Origin of the sequence: Streptomyces sp. NPDC007875, assembly GCF_042868035.1 — a bacterium.
Classification (GTDB): domain Bacteria; phylum Actinomycetota; class Actinomycetes; order Streptomycetales; family Streptomycetaceae; genus Streptomyces; species Streptomyces antimycoticus.
The window spans coordinates 129,166-149,933 of sequence record NZ_JBIADZ010000008.1 but is presented as its reverse complement, the minus strand read 5'-3'; the positions used below and the strand labels follow the sequence as shown (position 1 = coordinate 149,933).

Sequence of the window (20,768 nt, the reverse complement as noted above, 5' to 3'; positions counted from 1 at the left end):
GATCGATAGCATGCCGGGCGTGGGAGAACGTGAGGCGCCGCTGCTGGGGGATCTGATGCCGTGGGCCGTGGGGCCGCTGCGGCTCGGGCGGGCGTGGGTCATGGGGCCGGACGCCGCCTCGCTCCAGGCGCGGTGGGAGCGGCTGACGGGGGCCGGGGACGAGGCCGGGCGGGCCGCGCTGTTCCGGCCGACCCGCGCCCGTACGCTCCACAGCTCCGTACCGCAGCTGCCCGGCCAGGCCACCTCCACCGCCCGGCTGGCGCGCGAGGACGGGCCGTGTCCCGAGCCGGTGCGGATCGCGCACGGGCCCTTCGACCAGCTCTGGCTGATACCGGATCACCGGCTGATCGACGCCGCCCGCCCCGAGCTGTGGCGGGTGGCGGACGACCGGCAGATCCATGTCATCGAGGCCGCCGGACCGGACCCGGACCCGGTGCTCGGCTTCTCCGCGCTGCTGCCGGACGGCCACTCCCCCGCGGGCCGCCCCGGCCGTATCCGTCCGCTCTACCGCCGCCCCGGCGGCCAGGAGCCCAATCTCGCTCCGGGGCTGCTGGACCAGCTCACCACGCGGCTCGGCCGCCCGGTGGCCGCCGAGGACTTCCTGGCGTGGACCGCCGCCACAGCGCGCGGCGCCCCGTGCGCCGTACCCCTGACCGCCGACCCCGAGGTGTGGGAGTCGGGCGTGGTGCTGGGCCGCCGTGCGCTGTGGCTCCATACGCGCGGGGCGCACAGTGGTGAACGCCCGCGCATGCCAGGTGGCCAGCGCCCCTACGTCCGCGCCGCGCTTCCGTCGAGCGGACTGCCGGCCCCCCTGGACTACGACCCGGACGAGGAGGCCCTGCTGCTCGGTGAGGGCCGTATCTCGCCGGTACCACGGGCGGCCTGGGAGTTCCAGGCGGGCGGGGTGCGGGTGCTGGAGGCGTGGTTCGAGCAGCGCACCGCCCCACGGGAGCCGGACACGCTGGAGGCGATCGGCCCGGCGGGCTGGCCGCCCGCCTGGACCTCGGAGCTGCTGGAGCTGATCACCGTGCTGGCGCTGCTCGCCGAGCTGCGCCCGGAGCTGCGGGCCCTCGCCGACCGGCTGGCGGACGGCACGCTGATCGACGCGGCGGAGCTGCGGGAGACGGGGGTACTGCCGGTGCCCGGAGGGGCCCGGCGCCCGGCGTCCGTACTGGACCACCATGAGGAGGGCCCGGAGGGGCAGTTCGCCCTCCTCTGAGCCCGTCTGCTCTGAGCCCGCCCGCTCTCGGGTCTGGTCTCCCGCTACATACGGTAGGCGCGCCCGTCTCCGGGCGCGCCTACCACTGTCCACGGCCTCACAACGGCCGCACGGCCGGCCGGGCCTCTCGTCGGCATCCCACAGCGACAGCGGCGTGGGGTGGATCACAGCACGGACTCACCGGCTGGAGCGAACCGGTTGACCCCGTGCCTGCCCGGGATGACGAACGAAGACGCCTACGGGCCGGCCGGGTCAGCCGTGGTTGCCGAACAACGTGCGGCGCAGTCGGCGCAGCGGCGCGAACAGCGACACCCGCGCACCCCGGCTGTTCTTCGCGCGCGTGTGATCGCGCGCGATCAGCTCCTGCATCAGCACCGTCGCGCCCTCCGCCTCCCGCTGGGGGACGGCAGGGCCGCCCATCACCGCGAGATGGCGCTCGAGCCGCGCGCTGGACGCACCGCTTCCGCAATTGATCGCAGGCACTCGTGGCCTGCTCCGTACCGTTATCTGCTCCATGACACTCCCCACCCGTACGAGGGCACCCGCCCCGGGCAGAGTAACCCTACCTCCCCGAGCCGTCACCCACGCATCCCAGGTTCCGGATTCACCACCGCGTCAAGGGTGTTGACGATACCTATCACGCGCAAACAAATTCCCGAGCCGACCAATCCATCCGTTCGCCAGGCCCGAATAGCCGCTTGAAGGACTGCTCCGACAAGCGTGCGAAGGACCTACAGGATGACCGCAATCACCAAGAGCTTGGCCGCGCTGGTCAGCTGCGCACTGGCCGCCGGCGGGCTCACGGCCGCCGGTGTGGCCGTACTGCAGCCCGGGACGGCGCAGGCTTCGAGCCACCGCGAGGCGCCGCTGATCTCCGGTCAGCCGCAGTACGACGCCACGGACGTCTACGCGTTCGTCAGCCCGGACAAGCCGGACACGACCACCATGGTGGTCAACGTGCTGCCGTTCCAGGACCCGGCGGGCGGCCCCAACTTCTACAAGTTCGCCCATGACGCCCGCTACGACCTCCACGTCGACAACAACGGCGACGGCCAGGGCGATCTGCTCTTCCGGTGGACCTTCAAGGACCACCTCAAGAACGGCGACACGTTCCTCTATAACACCGGCCCGGTGAACTCGCTCGAGGACGCGACCCTCAACTTCACCCAGACATACGACCTCGAAGTCATCAAGCTGAAGCATCAGAAGGCCGTCGCCCGCGCCAAGCTCGGCAGCGATCTGCCGGTCGCCCCGTCGAACGTCGGCAAGGCGTCCATGCCCGACTACCAGAAGCTCCGTGACCAGGCGGTGCAGAAGATCGGCTACAGCGGGGGCTCGACGGCCTTCGCCGGCCAGTCCGACGACCCGTTCTTCCTCGATCTGCGTGTCTTCGACCTGCTGTACGGCGGCGACATGTCCGAGGTCGGCAATGACACCCTCAAGGGCTACAACGTCCAGTCGATGTCCCTCCAGGTGCCGACGTCGGCACTGACGGAGTCCAAGGACCAGCCGGTGATCGGCGTATGGGCCACCACCCACCGCCAGACCTCCGACGGCGACTGGACGCAGGTCTCCCGGCTCGGCAGCCCGCTTGTCAACGAGGTGGTCATCCCGCGCAAGGACAAGGACAAGTTCAACGCCTCCGCGCCGTGGGACGACGGGCAGTTCCTGAAGTTCGTCCAGGAGCCCGAACTCCCCAAGCTGGTCGAACAGATCTACAAGATCAAGGCGCCGGACACCCCGCGCGACGACCTGGTGCAGGCGTTCCTGACCGGTGTGCCCAAGCTCAACCAGCCGCCGAACGTCCGCCCCGCCGAGGAGCTCCGGCTCAACACCTCCATCCCGCCCACCGGCAGCCCCAAGCGGCTGGGCGTCCTGGACGGTGACAACGCGGGCTTCCCCAACGGCCGCAGGCTCTCCGACGACGTCCTGGACATCGCGCTGCAGGCCATGGAGGGCGAGCTGCTCGGCAAGAAGAACGACCTGGGCGACGCGGTGGACGAGAACGACCAGAAGTTCGGCGGCTCCTTCCCGTATCTGGCGCTGCCCAGCTCCGGTTCGGATGCCAAGGCCGTCCAGAAGAGCGCCGGGCAGTCACTGCTGAACGGCGGTTCGGGCATCGGCTCCTCCTCCGACGACACCATGGTGCTGGCCGGGTCCGCGGCGGCCGGTGGCGGGGCCGTGCTGCTGCTGGGCCTCGGATTCCTCTGGATGCGGTCGCGCCGGCGGGCTCCCCGCATGCGCCGGCACTGAACCACCGGCGCCCTGGGGCCCGTATCACCGGGCGCGGCCCCGCCGACACCCGCGCGGCGGCCGCGCCCACGCCCCACCCCTTCCGTTCGCCCGTCCCGCCACGCGTTCGTGCTCATGCTCATGCGAAAGGCAGCTGTCACCATGGCTCTTCGGCCATTCCTCCCTCATACGGCCCGGACCGCGGCCGTGGTGTTGGCGCTCGCGGCCGGGCTGACCGCCACCTCGGTCGTGATCGGCGCCTCGGACGGGCCGGGCGGGTCCGGCGGCGGCCAGGACGCCGCAGTGCGCCCGGCCGCCGCGCGGTACGAGCAGCTCAGCGGCGACGGCCTGGCCCGGCAGATCGGCGCCATGCAGGCCCATCTGCGCGGCGAGCCGAAGGACGCGGAGAGCTGGGCCGGTCTCGGCTCGGCCTATGTCGAACAGGCCAGGACCAGCGGCGACCCCACCCGGTATCCGCAGGCGGAGAAGGCGTTCGCCCGGTCCTTGTCCCTCCAGCCGCGCGACAACGACGTGGCGCTCGCCGGGCGCGCGTCGCTCGCCGCCGCCCGCCATGACTTCCGGGGCGCGCTGCGCGAAGCCGACCAGGCCCTGAAGGTGAACTCCTACAGCCAGGGGGCGCTGGCCGTGCGAGTGGACGCCCTCGTCGAGCTGGGCCGCTACCAGGACGCGTACACGGCCGCCAGGAAGGCCGACTCGCTGCGCCCCGGCATCCCCGTCTTCACCCGCCTGGGCTACGTCCTCGAACTGCGCGGCGACCCGGCCGGGGCACGCCGGGTGCTGCTGCGCGCACAGGACTCCGCGACCTCGCCCAGCGATATCGCCTACGTCTCGACGGCGCTTGGCCAACTCGCCTGGAACCAGGGCGAGTACGACACCGCGCGGCGCGCGTACGCGACCGCGCTGCGCGCCGTCCCCGGCTATCTCCGGGCGCTGGAGGGCCGCGGCCGCACCTCGGTCGCGGACGGGCGGCAGAAGGCGGGGGTCCGCGATCTGGAGGCGGTCGTACGGCGCTATCCGCTGCCCGCGGAGCTCGCGGCGCTGGGCGAGGCGTACGAGGCGCGGGGCGACCGCTCCCTGGCGCGGCGGCAGTACTCGGTGGTCGGCACCTGGATCACGCTCGCACGGGCCAACGGTGTGGCCACCGACCTGGACAGCGCGCTGGTGGCGGCCGACCACGGCGAGGTGAAGGAGGCGCTGAAGGCGGCCCGCGCCGAGTGGGACCGGCGGCGGACCGTACACACTGCCGACGCGCTGGCCTGGGCCCTGCACCGCAACGGCGAGGACGAGCAGGCCCTTCGGTACGCCGAGCGGGCCGCCGGGCCCGGCTACCGCAACGCGGCGTTCCTCTACCACCGCGGCGTCATCGAGAAGTCCCTCGGCGACGACAAGTCGGCGCGCCGCCACCTGCAGGCCGCGCTCGACCTCAACCCGGGCTTCTCCCCGACCGGCGCGCGGGCGGCGAAGGCGGCGCTGAAGGCGCTCGGGGGTGCCCGATGACCTTTCCGCGCCCCGCCCCCTCCCGCCCCCGAATCCTCGCGGGTGAAACCCGGAGCACGCCCCCGAAGCGGCGCACCCGTTGGCGGCTGACGGCCGCCGGTGTGCTGGTGGCGGCCGTCGCGCTGGTGGTGCTCCCCACCGGCAGCGCCGAGGCGCACCCGCTCGGCAACTTCACCGTCAACCGTTACGACGGGCTGGTGATCACCCCCGGGACGCTGCGGGTCGACCATGTCGAGGACCTCGCCGAGATCCCCTCCGCGCAGGTGAAGCCGGAGATCGACCGCGACGGCGACGACGCGCTGTCCGGGCGGGAGTTGGGGGCGTGGGCGGCGCGGCGGTGCGCGAGCGCTGCGGAGGGGGCGCGGCTGACCGTCGACGGGCGCCAGGTGCCCGTACGCGACGGGCGCGCCCAGGCGCGTCAGCGCCCCGGCCAGGCCGGGCTGCCGACGCTGCGGGTGGAGTGCGGGCTGACGGCCGCGCTGGGGCAGGGCGAACGGGCGACGGTCGCGTATCGCCCACGGGACATCGGTACGGGCCCCGGCTGGCGGGAGGTGACGGCGCAGGGCGACCGTATGACGCTCACCGACGCCGACGTCCCCAAGACCTCGGCCTCCCACCGGCTGACCCGCTATCCGGCGGGGCAGCTCTCCTCGCCGTCCGATCAGCGGTCGGCCGCGCTGAGCGTCACAGCGGGCGGGCCCGCGCTCGCCGCCACGGTGGAGTCGGGCCGGGACGACGCGATCGGCTCGTCGGTGCTGCCGCGCGGTGTGGACCGCTGGACGCAGGCGCTCACCTCCATGGTGGCGCGCCATGACATCACCCTCGGCTTCGCCCTTACGGCCTTCGCCACCGCCGTCTTGCTGGGGGCGATGCACGCCCTGGCCCCCGGCCACGGCAAGACGATGATGGCGGCGGCCGCCGCGGCGGGCGGGCGCAGCGCGCTGCGCGATGTGCTGGCGCTGGGCGCGTCGGTGACGGTCACGCACACCTTGGGGGTGTTCGCGCTCGGGCTGCTGGTCACGGCGGGTTCGGCGGCCGCACCGTCGGTGATCTCATGGCTGGGCATCGCGAGCGGTGTGCTGGTGGCGGTGGCCGGGGCGGGGCTGCTCCGCAAGGCGCTGCGCCGCCACCGGCAGGCGCGCGCCCATCACCACGGCCACGATCACGGTCATGACCACACGCACGGCCATGCACACGACCACGACCACAGCCACGCACACGGTCACGCGCATACGCACACGCACGACCACGGCGACGGGCACCCCCACACCCATGAGGTGCGGCCCACTCTGCGCGGCACGCTGCTGCTCGGCTTCGCCGGGGGCATGGTGCCCAGCCCCTCCGCCGTCATCGTGCTCGTCGGCGCGGCCGCGCTGGGCCAGGCGTGGTTCGGGTTCGTCCTGGTGGTGGCGTACGGGCTCGGGCTGGCGATGACGCTCACGCTGGCCGGGTTCGCCGCGGTGCGCCTGGGCGTACGGGCCACGGAGCGGCTGGCGGCCCGCAAGGCGTCGGGGGGCCGGATCGACCGGCTGCTGGGGGCGGTGCGCCGCGCCTCGCCCGTCGGAACCGCCGCCATCGTGCTCGCGCTGGGGTGTGGACTGGTGCTGAGGGGAGCGGCCACCACGCTCGGCTGAGGTGGATCCGGCCCGAGTCGCCCGGTGACCACGGCCTGCGAGGAGGCCCCGACAGTCGGGGCCTCCTCTTCTGCGTGGGGTGGCGGGTGTCAGGCGGCGGAGCTGAAGACCGGGAGGTAGCCACCGGACTGGCCGGCGGGGGTGGGGTGGTAGGACTCGTCGACGGGGAAGGTGACGCTGTTCAGCCAGGCGTTGCCGGAGCAGATCTCATGTCCGGTGAAGGTCGTGGTGACGTCGCCGAAGCTGAAGCCGTGGTCGGCGGCGCGCTTGGCGGTGACGGAGTTGAGCAGATCGGCACCGCTGTTGATCGCGGCGCGCTCGGTCTCGCTGAGCCCCACGATGCAGGAGCCGCCCAGCTTGTAGAACCGCGGGTAGCCGAGGACGACGACATGCGCGGAGGGGGCCTTGGCGCTGATGGCGTTGTAGACCTGGTCCAGCTTGCCGGGCAGGGTGTTCTGGACGAACGTCTTGGCGCTGTTGACCGCGTTGACGCAAGTGGACTCGGACTGCAGCACGCAGGTGGTCATGATGTCGGCGAAGCCGGCGTCGTTGCCGCCGATGGAGATGGAGACGAGTCCGGTGCCGGAGCCCAGCGGACCGAGCTGGTTGTTCAGCACATCGCCGGTCTTGGCGCCGGAGCAGGCGGTGAAGTTGAAGCTCGAGGGGGCGTGCGCGGCGGCCCATAGCGCGGGGTACGCCTTGCTGCTCCGCTTACAGCTGCCGCTGGAGCTGTCGTAGCTGCCCGAGCCGAGGCCGGATGAGTAGGAGTCGCCCAGCGCCACATAGGCGGGGCCCGCGCTGTTCTCGGTGGCATGGGCTGCGCCGGCCCCGGTGAGGGCGAGGACGGCACCGACGACGAAAGCACCCATCGTCGCCGTGAGTCTGGACAGTTTCATTCGATCTCCCTAGCAGGATCACTGCTGTGCCGATATGAGGCGCGATAGCCCGAAAAAGAGCAATCGCGTTCGAAACCGTCAGCCACGCCGCCGGGGATGGATTTCAGCGGTGTGACATGGATATGTCATCCCGCGGAAACGGCCGATCTATGCGGGTAGTTGGCAAAAATCTTTCGATCCACGGCCGATACGCCCATAGGTCGGACGGAATACGGATGAGTCACCACGCCCCGCCCCAACTCCCCCGGCGCACGACCGGCGCACAGGGCGCGACCAGCCCTGATGGGCACTCAACCCCTGCGCCCGCCAAGGGACCGTTCGTACACTTTCTCCGTCTTGACGGCATCCGTCGACTGCGCGACATTGAAGCCCGGCATCCGGCGCTTCGGGGGGCAAAGACGCCAATGCATACCATCACTGACAAGAGACCGGCGGGCGGGGATTCGCTGCCGGTGATCGCGGGCGCCGCGGTCGGCATCGCGGCCATCGGCGCGGCACTCGCGCTGGCCGACGTCCACTCGCCGCTGCGGGCGCCGTTCACGCTGTTCTTCCTGCTCGCCGCGCCGGCGCTGGCCATCGGCAGCGCTCTGCGCGGGCTGGACGCGCTGATCCGCCCGGTGCTGGCGGTGGCGGGGGCGCTCGCGCTGGATCTGCTGGTGGCGCAGGCGATGCTCGCGCTGCGGCTGTGGTCGGCGCGCGGCGGGGTGGCGGCGGTCGGGGGCCTGAGCCTGCTGATCCTGGTGCCGGCGCTGCTCACCCGCCTCTCGCGGCGACGACGTATGACCCAGAGTCAGGAATAGATACGTGGAGATCGGTGTGTACCGCCCGGGGGAGCTGACGGCAGCCGACCGGGCGGTGTGGACGGCCATGCAGTCACAGGCGCATCTGCTGGGCGCGCCGGAGCTGGCGAACCCCTTTCTGTCACCGGAGTTCACGCTGGCCGTCGGCCACTGCAGACGCGGGGTGCGGATCGCGGTGGTCCGCGAGGAGGGGGAGCCGGTGGCCTTCTTCCCCTTTCAGCGGACCCGGCTCGGGGTGGGGCGGGCGATCGGTCTCGGCCTCTCGGACGCCCAGGGTCTGGTGCACCGGCCCGGGTTCCAGTGGGACGCCCGGGAGCTGCTGCGCGCGTGCTCCCTGGCCGTCTGGGAGTTCGATCATCTGGTGGAGGGGCAGAAGCCGTTCGAGGTGGGGGCCCGTGGCTCCTTCCCCTCCCCCGTGATCGATGTGGAGCGGGGCTATGAGGCGTACCTGTCCCGGCTGCGCCACCGGTCGCCGAGGTTCACCCGCACCACGCTGGCCAAGGAGCGCAAGCTGGGCCGGGACGTGGGCGAGGTGCGCTATGTGCACGACGAGCGCGATCCGGCCGTGCTGCGCACCCTGATCGGCTGGAAGTCCGCGCAGTACCGCAGGACCGGGCGCAGCGACCGGTTCGCCCGGGCATGGATCATCCGGCTGGTGGAGCAGCTCTTCCACACCCGCGGCGCCTCCTGCCAGGGACTGCTGTCGGTGCTGTACGCGGGCGACCGGCCGATCGCCGCGCACTTCGGTCTGTGCTCGGAGCGGGTGCTCGCCTGCTGGTTTCCGGCCTACGACCCGGCATATGCCAAATACTCGCCCGGACTTGTGCTGCATCTGCGCATGGCGGAAGGGGCCGCCGCGCAGGGTGTGGACTATCTCGATCTCGGGCGCGGTGAGAAGGAATACAAGGACTCCCTGAAAACACGCGATCTCAGCGTGTCGGAGGGGTGGGTGACGCGCCGCCATCCGGTGGCACTCGGTCACCGGGCACGGCGCGCCCCGGTGCGCGCACTGCGCAATACCGTGGTTTCCCGGCCGGAGCTCTTCGGACCGGCCGACCGGGTGCTCAAAAGCTTGGGCAGCCTTCGGAAAAGGAACCCACAAGACTGACGAACAAAATTATCAAGGGGGGTGTAGCCACAACCGGCTTGCCATACAGTTTGCGACGTCAATACCGTCGTACTTCCACCCGTGTCGGGATCATCATCACAGGCGGCTCCAGGGGAGGGGCTTCATAGCGTCGCGATGGTTCTCGGAGCGGGAAACGCGGTAGGGGGGTGCCGCGTCCGGCTGTCCTGATCCTTTTGGGATGCGCCGTGCACGCGGGCCGCGAGGCCAGTAACACCAGCCAGCTTGCCTTGCCTCGGCCGGCAGTCCATGCCGTCATGCGCGGGTGAGAACCCCCCTTTCGAACCGGATACACCAAGGGGCTGTCCGTGGGGCGGACGGTCCACCGGACGAGAGGGAAAACAGACTCATGAGCTCCTTTGTGCGCCCGGCCGCGCCGGAAATCGATCCGGCGGCCGGTACACATCCGTACCGCCCGGTGTCCTCTCATCTCGCGATTGCGCCACCGGTGAGCGTCGTGATTCCGGCGATGAACGAGGCCGAGAATCTTCCGTACGTTTTCAAAACCCTTCCCGACTGGATCCATGAAGTGGTCCTGGTCGACGGCAATTCCACCGACGACACGGTCCGGGTGGCCCGGGACCTGTGGCCCGAGGTGAAAGTCGTGTCGCAGTCCGGCAAGGGCAAGGGGGACGCGCTCAGCGCCGGATTCGCCGCCTGCACCGGCGACATCGTGGTGATGATCGACGCCGATGGATCCGCCGATGGATCGGAGATCGTCAGCTATGTGTCGGCGCTGGTCTCGGGCGCCGACTTCGCCAAGGGTTCGCGCTTCGCCAACGGCGGCGGCACGGACGACATGACGACGATCCGCAGGCTCGGCAATCGCGCGCTCACCTCGATCGTCAACCGCAAGTTCGGCGCCCGCTACACCGATCTCTGCTACGGCTACAACGCCTTCTGGCGCCACTGCCTCGACGAGATCGCGCTGGACTGCGCCGGGTTCGAGGTGGAGACGCTGATGAACATCCGGGTGGTCAAGGCCGGGCTGCGGGTCCAGGAGATCCCCAGCCATGAGTACGAGCGCATCCACGGCGCCAGCAATCTGCGGGCCGTCCGCGACGGGCTGCGGGTGCTGAAGGTGATCCTGCGCGAGCGTGGCGCCCGGCGGCCGCGCCGCCCCGCGGTGGTGCCCGCGGCGGTCCGGGGGGAGGCGTCTTGACGGTCCGCCCGGCTCCGGGGCCGCTGGTGCGGATCTCCGTGGTGATCTGCGTCTACACCGAGGACCGCTGGGGCGACATCCTCGCCGCGGTGGACTCGGTACGGGCCCAGTCGCTGCCCGCCCACGAGACGCTCCTGGTGGTGGACCACAATGCCGGCCTGCTGCGGCGGCTGACGGACCACTACGGGGACGGCGGGGCGGGCGCGGATCCCGAGACGACGGCTGCTACGGGTCAGGGGGTGCGGGTGCTCGCCAACGCGGGCCCCCGCGGCCTGTCCTCCGGCCGCAACACCGGGATCGCGGCCTCGCACGGCGAGGTGATCGCCTTCCTCGACGACGACGCGGTCGCCGAACGGGACTGGCTGCACCACTTCGCCGCCGCGTACACCGATCCGCGGGTCATGGCGGTCGGCGGGCGCACCGTCCCGGTGTGGGCCTCGCGCCGCCGTCCGGTTTGGTTCCCCGAGGAGTTCGACTGGGTGGTGGGCTGCACCTACCGGGGGCTGCCGCCGGGGCGGGTGCGGGTGCGCAATGTCCTGGGTGGGAACGCCTCGTTCCGCAGAGAGGCGTTCGACGCCGCCGGGGGCTTCGCGAGCGGTATCGGCCGGGACGGCGACAAGCGGCCGCTGGGCTGTGAGGAGACCGAGCTGTGCATCCGGCTGGCCCGCGCCCGGCCGGACGCGCTGCTGCTGATCGACGACCGCGCGGTGATCCACCACAAGGTGCCCGCCGCCCGGGAGCGTTTCGCCTACTTCCGGTCGCGGGCGTACGCCGAGGGCCTCTCCAAGGCCCTGGTGACGCGCAGCGTCGGCGCCCAGGCGGGCCTTTCGACCGAGCGCCGCTACACCACCCGGGTGCTGCCCGCGGGCATCGCCCGCGGGCTGCGGGACGCGCTGCTCGGCCGGGCGGGCGGCGCCGGGCGGGCGGGCGCGATCGTGGCGGGTGTCGCGGCGGCGGCGGGCGGCTATGCGGTGGGCACCGCCCGCGCCCGCCGCGGCGGCGGCCCCCGCTTCAGCATCGCCACCCTCCCGGAACGACCGCCCCCGCCGGGCGGCCGGCCGGACGAGGGCCGTTCGGCGGAACGGGGCCGCGAGGCGGAGCAGGAGGCGCGGCGGGACCGCGGGGCGGGGCAAGACGGCGGGACGGGAGGGGGCCGCGAGGCGGGACTGGGCCAAGAGGCCGGACCGGGCCGCGAGGCGAGACGGGAGGGGGCGGCATGAGCGGTGCGACCCCCGGCCCCGTGCCGAGCGACCACTCCGGCCCGACGCCGAACGCAAACCCCGGATCCGTGCCGCACGCAAACCCCTGCCCGGCGCCGAGCGCAAACCGCGGCTCCGTGCCGATCCTGATGTATCACGCCGTGGCCAACGCCCCCGCGCGGGCCACCCGTGGGCTGTCCGTCACGCCGGGCGCGTTCGCCGAGCAGATCGCTCTGCTCGGCGAGCGCGGCTTCACTCCGGTCAGCTGCGCACGGCTGGCCGACGCCTGGCGCGGCGGCCCCGGGCTGCCGCCCAGGCCCGTGGTGGTCACCTTCGACGACGGCTACGAGGGTGTGCACCGCCACGCCCTCCCCGTCCTCGCCCACCACGGCTTCGAGGCCACGCTCTTCGCGGCCACGGGCTGGCTGCGCGGCCCGCACCAGGCGGCCGGCGCCCTGGACCTGATGCTCGACTGGGGCCAGGTGCGCGAGCTGGCCGGCGCGGGGGTGGAGATCGGCGCGCACAGCCACACCCACCCCCAGCTGGACCAGCTCTCCGACGCCCGGCTGTGGTTCGAGGTGGCCCACTGCCGGGATCTGCTCACGGCCGAACTCGGCCGTCCGCCCGTGTCGTTCGCCTATCCCTACGGCTATTCCAGCCGCCGGGTGCGCCGGGTGGTGCGCTCGGCCGGGTTCGGGGTGTCCCTCGCGGTGGGCAACGCATTGGCGGCGCGCGGCCAGGGCCCGTACGCACTGCGCCGGGTCACGGTGCGGCGCACCACCCGGATCGAGGAGTTCGAGCGCCTGGTGTCCGGGCGGGCGATCGGCCGCGGCTTCGCCGGGGACCGGGCCCTCACCAAGGGATATGCCGTGGTGCGCAGATCCCGTCAGTTCTCACGGCAGGTCCTACGGAAGGTGACGTGAGCCCGTTGTCCGACACGACCACCCGGGCAGAGGAGCGGACGGCCGCCGCCGAGCGGCCGTCCGACGGCCGGAGCGGCGAGCGCGGCTTGCTGTTCCGCAACGCCTACGCGCTGATGCTCAACACGGGCATCTCCGCGGTCCTCGGCCTCGGCTTCTGGCTGGCCGCCGCCCGCTACTACGCGGAGGACGCGGTCGGCCAGGGCTCGGCGGCCATCGCCGCGATGAAGCTCCTGGCGGGGCTCACCGCGGTCACCCTGACGGGCGCGCTGGCCCGTTTCATCCCGGTCGCCGGGCGGACGACGGGCCGGCTGGTGTTCAGTACCTACGCGGCCAGTTCGGTGGTCGTGGCGCTGGCCGCGGTGGTCTTCCTGCTCACGCTCAATACCTGGGGGCCGTCGTACCGCTTTCTGCACGGCCCGCTCCACGGCCTCGGCTTCATCGTCGCGGTCGTGGGCTGGTCGCTGCTGACCCTGCAGGACGGGGTGCTGACCGGGCTGCGCAGCGCGTTCTGGGTGCCGGTGGGCAATACGGTGTTCTCGGCGGCCAAGCTGGTGCTGCTCATCGCGTTCGCCGCGGCGATCCCGACCGCCGGGGTGTTCGTGTCCTGGGTGGCCTCGATCGCGGTGTCCGTACTGCCGCTGGGCTGGCTGGTGTTCCGCCGCCTCGTGCCCCGGCACATCACGGCGACGGAGGGGAGGGCGCGGCCCGCGGGCCATCGGGAGATGGGCCGCTTCCTCGCCGGGGACTACACCGGGTCGCTGTTCTCGCTCGTGGTGGTCTACGCGGTGCCGGTGATCGTCGCCTCGCAGGTCAGCGCGGCCGACAACGCGTACTTCTACATCACGACCACCATCGGCGGCACCACGAATCTGCTGGCCATCAACATGGGCTCCTCACTGACCGTCGAGGGCTCCCACGATCCGGCCCGGCTCGCCGAGAACTGCCGGGCGGCGCTGCGGCGGATGGCCCGCATCATGATCCCGGTCTGTCTCTTCCTCTTCGTCTTCGCCCCCCAGATCCTCGGGGTCTTCGGAGACGGCTACGCGGAGGCGGCCGCACCGCTGCTGCGCTGGTTCGCGGTGGGCGCGGCGCTGCGGGTGGTCATCGAGGTGTACTTCGCGGTGCTGCGGGCGCAGAGCCGCACGTCGGGGCTGGCGGTGTTGCAGGGGCTGTTGTGCGTACTGGTGCTGGGGCTGACCTTGCTGCTGCTGCCACGGATGGGGCTGACGGGGGCGGGGGTCGCGGAGATCTCCAGCCTGTCGGTGATCGCGTCCATCGCGGCGGTGCGGCTGCGCCGGGTGCTCAAGGGACACGATGGGGCCGCCGCCCCGGAGCCGCCGTCCGCCTCCGCCTCCGCGTCCTCGCCGCCGCTGCCGCTGCCGGAGCACCGCACCGCACCCGACGGCGATCTCGCGGACCTCGCGGTCTACGGCGACCGCCGCCGCGAGTACGCCGGCCACTACGGCACCCGCTGGGCGCTGCGCGCCGCCCTCGACACGGACACGCTGGCGCTCGGCGTCCGCATGCACTTCCCCGCCACGGACCCGCCCCGTGACGACCCCCAGAAACGCCGCTGGGACAAGCGCTACGGGACGTCGGCCCCGGAGACACCACCCCCGGCACGGACCACCGAAACGCCCGACGCCGGGGCCACCCGCCCGACGCCGGGTGACACCCACTCGGGCGGGGACGGCCCGGACGACGGCGGGCCGCGTATCCGGGTCGCCGGTACGGCCGCTGGTGCGGGCGCCGGTACGGCCGCTGGTACGGCCGCTCCCAAGGACCGGTGGCCGGTGCTGAAGCCCGGGCCTCTGGGGGCGGCTGACACGAAGCGCGGGCGACCCGGTGCGGAACTCGACCCGGCCGAGCGCCCCGAGGTCGCGCGGCGGTGGCCGGTCGTTGCCTCGCCGCACGGCGGGCCGCCCGACCGGGGCGCGGCCAACGCGTCGCAGGCACGGAGCGAGGCGGGTGGGGTCCACTCGGGGGGCGTGCCCTCAAAGGGGGCGGGCCGAGCGGGCTCGGCAGCGCCCACCGGGCCGCGGACCGGCCGGAAGGGCGCAGCGGCCCTGTGGGGGGTCGCGGCTGGCGGGGTTGCCCTCTACTGGGTGCCGCTTCTGCGCATGGGGGACGGCGATCTCGACCGTATGGGCGGGCTCGGGCTCGTCTCGGTCCTCCCCCGGGCCACTCTCCTCGGCGCCGCGCTGCTGATCGCCGCCTTCGCCGGTGCGCTCCGGCTCGCGCGTCCCCGGCGCGCCCTGCTGACCGTCGTGCTCCTCGCGACCCTCGTCTCGCTGCACGCCGTGCCCGCCGTGCTGGAGGCGCAGCCGCGGTTCCCGACCGCGTGGCAGCATCTGGGGTTCCTGGACTACATCGGCCGGACCGGTCACGCCGTGCCCGATCTCGACGCGCGCTGGAGCTGGCCGGGTTTCTTCGCGGGGGCGGCGTTCCTGGCCCAGGCCGCCGGGGTGCACGACCTCTCCGAGGTGCTGCGCTGGTGGCCGACGCTCCTCCAGCTGCTCTGTCTCGCACCGCTGATGGTGCTCTTGCGCGCCCTGCGGGCGAGCTGGCGGGCGAAGTGGACCGCGGTGTGGCTGTTCGCGCTCTGCGGCTGGGTGGGCCAGGACTACTTCTCGCCGCAGGGGTTCACCTACCTCCTCTACCTCGTCTTCGTCGCCGTCCTTCTGGTGTGGTTCCGCGAGCCCCGGGTGCTGCCCGGTAAGCGGCGGCCTGGTGAGGCGGAGGTGACGGCGGCCACGCCCGCCCAGCGCACGGCGCTGCTGGGCCTGCTGATCGCGCTCTTCGCGGCGTCCGTGGCGGCCCATCAGCTGACCCCGTTCGTGATGCTCGGCGTGGTGAGCGCGCTGGTGCTGCTGCGCCGGTCGAATCTGTACGGGCTGCCGCTGCTGTGCGGGGTGATGGTGGCCGTATGGGTGGGGTTCCTGGCGGAGCCGTACTGGTCGGGCCACTGGGACGAGCTGTTCGGCGGGGTCGGCGGGGTCGGCGGCAATGTGTCCTCGTCCGTCTCGGGCCGGATCGAGGGCGGCAGCAGCGTGCACCAGTTGGTGCTCTACGTCCGGGTGGCGCTGGCGGGCGGGGTGCTGGCGCTCGCCTGCTGGGGGGTGCTGCGGCGGCGCGCCGCCGGATTCACCGAGCGGTCGCTGCTGGTGCTGACCTTCGTGCCGTTCCTGGGCTTCGGCATGCAGAGCTACGGCGGTGAGATGGCGCTGCGCGTCTTCATGTTCGCGCTGCCGGGCGCCTGTGTGCTCGGCGCGCTGGCGGTCTTCCCCCGGGTGGGCGCGGACCGCGCGAGGCTGGGTCCGGTGGCCGCGCTGCTGGCCGGGCTGACCCTGATGTCCGGGTTCCTGGTGGCGCGCTGGGGCAACGAGACGTTCGAGAGGGTGCGGCCGGGCGAGGTGGCGGCGATGGAGTACGTCTACGCCCATGACCAGCCGAGCGTACGGGTGCTGTGGATGAGCAATGACCCCATCAACAACGTCACCCCCGCGATGCCCTGGGGCGCCCGCGACATGGAGCGGGTCCTCTACGAGCCCACCCTGGCCCCGCGCGATCCGGTGCTGGTCGGCAGCCTGGTCACGGCGCTGCGCGAGGCCGGTCCGCACTCCTATCTGATGGTGGGCCGCGGCCAGTCCGTGTATCTCACCCTCGACTCCGGCTATGACGAGCACTGGCAGGAGCGGCTGCGGCGCTCCCTGGACCAGCGCGCCGAGCTGCGCCGGGTGTTCGGCAACAACGACGCGGCGCTGTACGAGCTGAAGCGGCAGCCGAGCGGGGTGGTCGCGGAGCCCTCGCCGGGGCCGGCCGGTCCGCTGGTCACCTGGACGCCCTGGTCGGTGGTGGGGGCGCTGGCGGCGGTGGCGCTGATGCTGCTGCTGGTGGCGCGCGAGGTGGTGCGGGTGGCGGTGCGGCCGAGCGTACGGCGGCTGCACTGGCTGCAGGGCTCGTTCTGGTTCGCGCTGCCGCTGCTGGTCGTGGTGGTGGCCGCGCTGGTGCAGCGCTTTGTGACGATGGCGTAGCGACCTCGATGGCGTGACGAGGGCGTGGTCACCGTGCGGCACGGTGACCACGCCCTCGTCACGGCACGAGCTCACCGCTTGAGCCAGCGCACCTCGTATCCGTCCATCCCGAACGACCGGCCGTCGACCTTCGCCTTGATCGGCCGGTCGAGGGTGTTGACGACCAGCACCGCGTCATCGTCGGCGAGCACCTGGACGTTGGGCCGGTCGTCGGCGGCGATGTCCACGGAGCGGAAGGCGGTGCCGGGCGGGAACTCCCGGGCGAACCGGCCGAGCAGCTTCATCATGGGCAGCTCACGGCCGCCGTCGTCCAGCTCGGTGGGGCGCCACAGACAGCCGGGGCACCGCTTGCCCGTGGTCTCCGGGTTCCAGTAGAAGGCCGTGGCGGTGCCGCCCTGCGCCAGCCGGATCATCGCGGTGGCCTGGACCGCGGTGCGGCGGCCCTCGCTCCAGCCCGCGCGGTCGTCGCGCCCGTCGGCCGGTTCGACGTACCACTCGGCCCACCACACCGGCAGCCCGGTGGTCCGGCGCAGCCAGCGGGTGACGTCCCGGAACTTCCGCGTGGCCCCGAAGGCGTCCGGGATGAGCCGGTCGCCCTCGCGGGTGTAGCTGGAGCCGTCGACGACGACGAAGTCCGCGCCCGCCTTGTGCTTGTCCCAGTACGTGATCGCGGCGGCGGACCGCTGGTCGAGGGTGCCCCAGGGGCCGCTCACCGCGGCGGAGCCGTCGGCCTCGCCCGGGGCGTCGCTGTCGGCGACCACATACGGGCCGCCGACCTGGTTGTCGGGGTTCTGCTTCTTCAGCTCCCGGTAGACCAGGTTGTAGAGCCGGGTGTAGCCCTCGTAGTTCCAGCGCTTCTTGCCGTCGTCGTAGAAGCCCTTGAACTCGTTCCACACGATGAAGTGGCGCACCTGCGGATAGCGCCGGGCGATCTTTCCCGCGAGCGCGGCGAAGTCCTTGTAGTGCTCGGGGGTGGGCGCGGTCTCCAGGGATTCCTGCGACCAGTCCGTACGGCCCGGCTCGCCGCCCTTCATCCAGTCGGGCGCACAGCACAGGGTGAGCACGGGCGCGGTGCCGGTCTTGCGCATCAGGGCGACGCGGCGGTCGAGGTCCGCGAAGTCGTACCGGCCAGGTGAGGGCTCGGGGTTGCCCGCGCCCCAGCCCATGATGTGCTGGTTCTGCGGCATCGGGTGGCGCGACAGCAGCGCGCTCGCGGCCTTACGGCCGCTCTCCGTGCCCCGGTCGGCGCTGTACTGGGTATGGGTGAATCCCCAGCCCAGGCCCCTGGAGCCGGCCTTCCCGCGCGCCGACTCCGATCCGGGCCGCCCCTCGCCCGCGCCGGGCCCGCCGGAGCAGGTGGTCGCCAGCAGTGCCAGCGTGGCCATGCCGACGCCGAGCAGCGCGCCGGTCCGCCGGCGCCTCTTTTGCCATAACCTGGCCAACCCGCCCCGTTCCCTTCCCTGACGCCCCACAACGGGTAAGAGTATCCGTGAACGCCCCCATTCCAGTGGGGTTCCGTGGAACAGCTCGGTAAACGGCCGCAAACCTTGGTGCGCCCTCGCCCCCGGTCCTGGATCATGGGGCCGGGTGCGCTGACCGACGCACCGGCCCCCCGTTCTCAGGAGGCAGACCCTGCCTACGACACCCGCCGAAGAGTCCCTTCCCATCCGGCTCAACGTCGACGACAGCGATTCGCCGTCCGATGTCGTCGACGCGCTCTTCCTGGGGCGCTTCGCGACCGGCGAGCAACCGTATGCCCGCAGTCACTCCGTCGACCGGGTGCGGTCGGGCGCGACGCTGCTGCCGCCGTCCGCGACCGTGCTGCGCGCGGCCTGCGACGACGACCGCAGCGCGACGCTCGCCGAGGGCGACGGCTGGACCCTGCTGATCTCCCGGTGGAACCGGGGGGCCGATGTGACCGTGACCGCCGTCGACGACGCCCTTGCCGAGAAGGTGCTCCACCAGGCCGTCGACGGCGCGGAGGACGAGCCGGAACCCCAGCCGGAGAACGTGTCGATGGGCTTCTGGTACGTCTCGCCGCGCCGTGGGCCGCATCGCACCTCGCGGCAGATCTCGGCCGGGACCTGGGAGGAGATCCGCGGCAACTACACGGCACCGGTCGCGGAGGCCATGGACGGGCTGATGAAGGTCACCCCGGACGACATCGCCGGCCGCCTCCTGCTGCTGCACGGCCCGCCCGGCACCGGCAAGACCTCGGCACTGCGCACCCTGGCCCGGTCCTGGCGGGAGTGGTGCCAGGTGGACTGCGTCCTGGACCCGGAGCGGCTCTTCACCGACGTCGGCTATCTGATGGACATCGCGATCGGCGAGGACGACGGCACGGCCAAGGGGCGCTGGCGGCTGCTGCTCCTGGAGGACTGCGACGAGCTGATCCGCGGCGAGGCCAAGCACACCGCGGGCCAGGCGCTGTCCCGGCTGCTGAACCTGACGGACGGTCTGCTCGGCCAGGGGCGCAATGTGCTGGTCGGGGTGACCACCAACGAGGACCTGGAGCGGCTGCATCCGGCGGTGGTCCGCCCCGGCCGGTGTCTGGCCCGGATCGAGGTCGGCAGACTGACGCGGACGGAGGCGGTGAGCTGGCTCGGCGGGGAGGTCGACGACCGGGAAGGTGTGATCGGGCGGGACGGGGCGACGCTCGCGGCGCTGTACGCGCTGCGGCGCGGCACCCGGCCGCCCGCCGTGCCGTCGCAGCCGGGGGACGCGAACGCGGGGCTGTATCTGTGAACCGGCCCCCGGGGGCCGCCGCCTGCAGGACGGCCGCCGGGGCCCGTGAGATGCCCGCCGGACCCCGGGTCCCCGGGGTCCGGCTCAGGCGTACAGCTCCCGGAGCCGGACCGACAGGCAGGTCACACAGCCCTCCATCTTCTCGAACTCGCTGATGTCCACCGGCACCGGCTCATAGCCGAGATCGGCGAACAGCTCCGCGCTGCGCGGCGCGCTCCCCGCCATCAGCAGCTTGCCGCCGCCGAGCAGCACCACATGGGCGCCGGACTCCTCGGGGACGGGGAGGAAGCGGTCGAACGCGTCCGGGTCGTCGACCAGCGTCGGATAGCCGATGACGGTGCCGTCCGGCAGCGCGGTGACCGCCGACTTGAGGTGGAGCACCTTGCTGATCGGTACGGCCACCACCCGCGCCCCCAGCGGCTCCAGCGCGGCGCGCAGCTGGCGGATGCCGTCGCCGTTGGTGCGTCCGCCGCGTCCCACGTATACGGTGTCGCCGATCTTCAGGACGTCGCCGCCCTCCAGCGTGCCCGGCTCGCGGATCCGGTTCAGCGAGCAGCCGAGCCCGGTCACGGCCTCCTCCGTCGTCACGGTCTCGGGCCTGCGGGACTCCGCTCCGGGGCGGGCGATCACCGCGACGTTCCGGTGGACGACCATGGTGTCCTCGACGAACACCCCGTCCGGGCAGTCGTCCAGCGGCGGCAGCTCCACCGTCTCCCAGCCGTGCGCGCGCAGCGCCACGACATAGACCTCCCACTGCCGCAGCGCCAGCGCGGCGTCGACCGGCGTGCGGTCGATATGGGTGACGAGCCCGTCGGCGAGGCGGGGGCTGGGGCGTCGGACGAGGGCTTTGCGGCTGGTCATGGGGGACAGCATGTCAGGCGGAGTGAGCGGTAGGGCTTCCGGCGGGGTCTCCGTAGGCGGCCCGCAGGGCGTCCTCGACGGCGGCGAGGGCGGCCGCACGGTCCAGACCTAGGCGGCGTGCCCGCTGGACATAGGTCTGGGCGGCCTCGGCGGCCTGGCGCCGGGCCGCGTCACCCGCCGCCGCGATGAAGGTCCCGTGGCGGCCGCGGGTCTCGATCACACCGTCCGCCTCCAGGGCCCGGTACGCCTTGGCGACGGTGTTCGCCGCCAGCCCCAGCTCCTCGGCGAAGCCGCGCACGGTGGGCAGTTTGTAGCCCACGGGAAGCGCGCCGGAACGGGCCAGCTCGGCGATCTGCGCGCGGATCTGCTCGAAGGGGGCGGTCGCCGCGTCCTGGTCGACGGTGATCTGCAAGGCCACG

Annotated in this window: 16 protein-coding genes; 11 read left to right on the top strand and 5 right to left on the bottom strand. The window is 72.6% G+C overall.

The window, feature by feature from the left end:
- Nucleotides 1-10: 10 nt before the first annotated feature.
- Nucleotides 11-1,219, top strand: coding sequence for a type ISP restriction/modification enzyme (locus tag ACFYOY_RS18600; RefSeq protein WP_351886088.1), 1,209 nt, complete (start codon nt 11-13; stop codon nt 1,217-1,219).
- 252 nt (nt 1,220-1,471) lie between these two features.
- Here ACFYOY_RS18600 and ACFYOY_RS18595 read toward each other — a convergent pair whose 3' ends face one another.
- Nucleotides 1,472-1,735, bottom strand: a complete 264-nt coding sequence (locus ACFYOY_RS18595) for a hypothetical protein (RefSeq protein WP_093460623.1) — start codon at nt 1,733-1,735, stop codon at nt 1,472-1,474.
- A gap of 222 nt (nt 1,736-1,957) precedes the next feature.
- On the opposite strand from ACFYOY_RS18595, the gene ACFYOY_RS18590 reads away from it, so the two are divergent.
- From ACFYOY_RS18590 to ACFYOY_RS18580, 3 genes are all read left to right on the top strand, one after another.
- Nucleotides 1,958-3,472: a DUF4331 domain-containing protein gene (locus ACFYOY_RS18590; protein ID WP_351886091.1), complete on the top strand. Its 1,515-nt coding sequence runs from the start codon at nt 1,958-1,960 to the stop codon at nt 3,470-3,472.
- A 141-nt stretch (nt 3,473-3,613) separates the two neighbouring features.
- Nucleotides 3,614-4,969 (top strand): tetratricopeptide repeat protein, encoded by a 1,356-nt coding sequence (locus ACFYOY_RS18585; protein WP_388588095.1) that lies wholly within the window; start codon nt 3,614-3,616, stop codon nt 4,967-4,969.
- On the top strand, nt 4,966-6,603 hold the full coding sequence (locus ACFYOY_RS18580; protein WP_388588092.1) for a nickel/cobalt transporter: 1,638 nt from the start codon (nt 4,966-4,968) through the stop codon (nt 6,601-6,603). Before ACFYOY_RS18585 ends, ACFYOY_RS18580 begins: the two co-directional genes overlap by 4 nt.
- An 89-nt stretch (nt 6,604-6,692) precedes the next feature.
- On the opposite strand, the gene ACFYOY_RS18575 is transcribed toward ACFYOY_RS18580, so the two are convergent.
- Nucleotides 6,693-7,499 (bottom strand): SGNH/GDSL hydrolase family protein, encoded by an 807-nt coding sequence (locus tag ACFYOY_RS18575; protein ID WP_351886100.1) that lies wholly within the window; start codon nt 7,497-7,499, stop codon nt 6,693-6,695.
- Between the two features lie 404 nt (nt 7,500-7,903).
- Between ACFYOY_RS18575 and ACFYOY_RS18570 the strand changes: the two genes are divergently transcribed.
- The 6 genes from ACFYOY_RS18570 (at nt 7,904) to ACFYOY_RS18545 (ending at nt 16,743) form a co-directional block, all read left to right on the top strand.
- Nucleotides 7,904-8,299: a hypothetical protein gene (locus ACFYOY_RS18570; protein WP_351886103.1), complete on the top strand. Its 396-nt coding sequence runs from the start codon at nt 7,904-7,906 to the stop codon at nt 8,297-8,299.
- 4 nt (nt 8,300-8,303) lie between these two features.
- The gene (locus tag ACFYOY_RS18565) at nt 8,304-9,407 is read left to right on the top strand and encodes a GNAT family N-acetyltransferase (protein ID WP_351886106.1); all 1,104 of its coding nucleotides are present in this window, start codon (nt 8,304-8,306) and stop codon (nt 9,405-9,407) included.
- A gap of 367 nt (nt 9,408-9,774) precedes the next feature.
- A complete protein-coding gene (locus ACFYOY_RS18560; RefSeq protein WP_351886108.1) occupies nt 9,775-10,587 on the top strand; it encodes a glycosyltransferase family 2 protein in 813 nt (270 codons plus the stop codon).
- Nucleotides 10,584-11,807: a glycosyltransferase family 2 protein gene (locus ACFYOY_RS18555; protein ID WP_388588087.1), complete on the top strand. Its 1,224-nt coding sequence runs from the start codon at nt 10,584-10,586 to the stop codon at nt 11,805-11,807. Before ACFYOY_RS18560 ends, ACFYOY_RS18555 begins: the two co-directional genes overlap by 4 nt.
- Before the next feature lie 128 nt (nt 11,808-11,935).
- Complete coding sequence (locus ACFYOY_RS18550) at nt 11,936-12,709, top strand: polysaccharide deacetylase family protein (protein ID WP_351886368.1); 774 nt, start codon at nt 11,936-11,938, stop codon at nt 12,707-12,709.
- Nucleotides 12,710-12,714: 5 nt separating this feature from the next.
- Nucleotides 12,715-16,743: a lipopolysaccharide biosynthesis protein gene (locus ACFYOY_RS18545; protein ID WP_388588084.1), complete on the top strand. Its 4,029-nt coding sequence runs from the start codon at nt 12,715-12,717 to the stop codon at nt 16,741-16,743.
- Nucleotides 16,744-16,814: 71 nt separating this feature from the next.
- On the opposite strand, the gene ACFYOY_RS18540 is transcribed toward ACFYOY_RS18545, so the two are convergent.
- Complete coding sequence (locus ACFYOY_RS18540) at nt 16,815-18,128, bottom strand: xylan 1,4-beta-xylosidase (RefSeq protein ID WP_351886111.1); 1,314 nt, start codon at nt 18,126-18,128, stop codon at nt 16,815-16,817.
- A 247-nt stretch (nt 18,129-18,375) separates the two neighbouring features.
- Here ACFYOY_RS18540 and ACFYOY_RS18535 point away from each other — a divergent pair, with 247 nt between their 5' ends.
- Nucleotides 18,376-19,488: a DUF5925 domain-containing protein gene (locus ACFYOY_RS18535; RefSeq protein WP_388588360.1), complete on the top strand. Its 1,113-nt coding sequence runs from the start codon at nt 18,376-18,378 to the stop codon at nt 19,486-19,488.
- 84 nt (nt 19,489-19,572) lie between these two features.
- Here ACFYOY_RS18535 and ddaH read toward each other — a convergent pair whose 3' ends face one another.
- Nucleotides 19,573-20,349 (bottom strand): dimethylargininase, encoded by a 777-nt coding sequence (ddaH, locus tag ACFYOY_RS18530; RefSeq protein ID WP_388588081.1) that lies wholly within the window; start codon nt 20,347-20,349, stop codon nt 19,573-19,575.
- Between the two features lie 13 nt (nt 20,350-20,362).
- Nucleotides 20,363-20,767, bottom strand: a complete 405-nt coding sequence (locus ACFYOY_RS18525) for a GntR family transcriptional regulator (RefSeq protein ID WP_351886116.1) — start codon at nt 20,765-20,767, stop codon at nt 20,363-20,365.
- Nucleotide 20,768 lies beyond the last annotated feature (1 nt).

Bases quoted from the DNA above. Each gene is read 5' to 3' on its own strand.
- ACFYOY_RS18600 (WP_351886088.1), top strand. From the start codon at position 11: ATGCCGGGCGTGGGAGAACGTGAGGCGCCGCTGCTGGGGGATCTGATG.
- ACFYOY_RS18595 (WP_093460623.1), bottom strand. From the start codon at position 1,735: ATGGAGCAGATAACGGTACGGAGCAGGCCACGAGTGCCTGCGATCAAT.
- ACFYOY_RS18590 (WP_351886091.1), top strand. From the start codon at position 1,958: ATGACCGCAATCACCAAGAGCTTGGCCGCGCTGGTCAGCTGCGCACTG.
- ACFYOY_RS18585 (WP_388588095.1), top strand. From the start codon at position 3,614: ATGGCTCTTCGGCCATTCCTCCCTCATACGGCCCGGACCGCGGCCGTG.
- ACFYOY_RS18580 (WP_388588092.1), top strand. From the start codon at position 4,966: ATGACCTTTCCGCGCCCCGCCCCCTCCCGCCCCCGAATCCTCGCGGGT.
- ACFYOY_RS18575 (WP_351886100.1), bottom strand. From the start codon at position 7,499: ATGAAACTGTCCAGACTCACGGCGACGATGGGTGCTTTCGTCGTCGGT.
- ACFYOY_RS18570 (WP_351886103.1), top strand. From the start codon at position 7,904: ATGCATACCATCACTGACAAGAGACCGGCGGGCGGGGATTCGCTGCCG.
- ACFYOY_RS18560 (WP_351886108.1), top strand. From the start codon at position 9,775: ATGAGCTCCTTTGTGCGCCCGGCCGCGCCGGAAATCGATCCGGCGGCC.
- ACFYOY_RS18550 (WP_351886368.1), top strand. From the start codon at position 11,936: ATGTATCACGCCGTGGCCAACGCCCCCGCGCGGGCCACCCGTGGGCTG.
- ACFYOY_RS18540 (WP_351886111.1), bottom strand. From the start codon at position 18,128: ATGGCCACGCTGGCACTGCTGGCGACCACCTGCTCCGGCGGGCCCGGC.
- ddaH (WP_388588081.1), bottom strand. From the start codon at position 20,349: ATGACCAGCCGCAAAGCCCTCGTCCGACGCCCCAGCCCCCGCCTCGCC.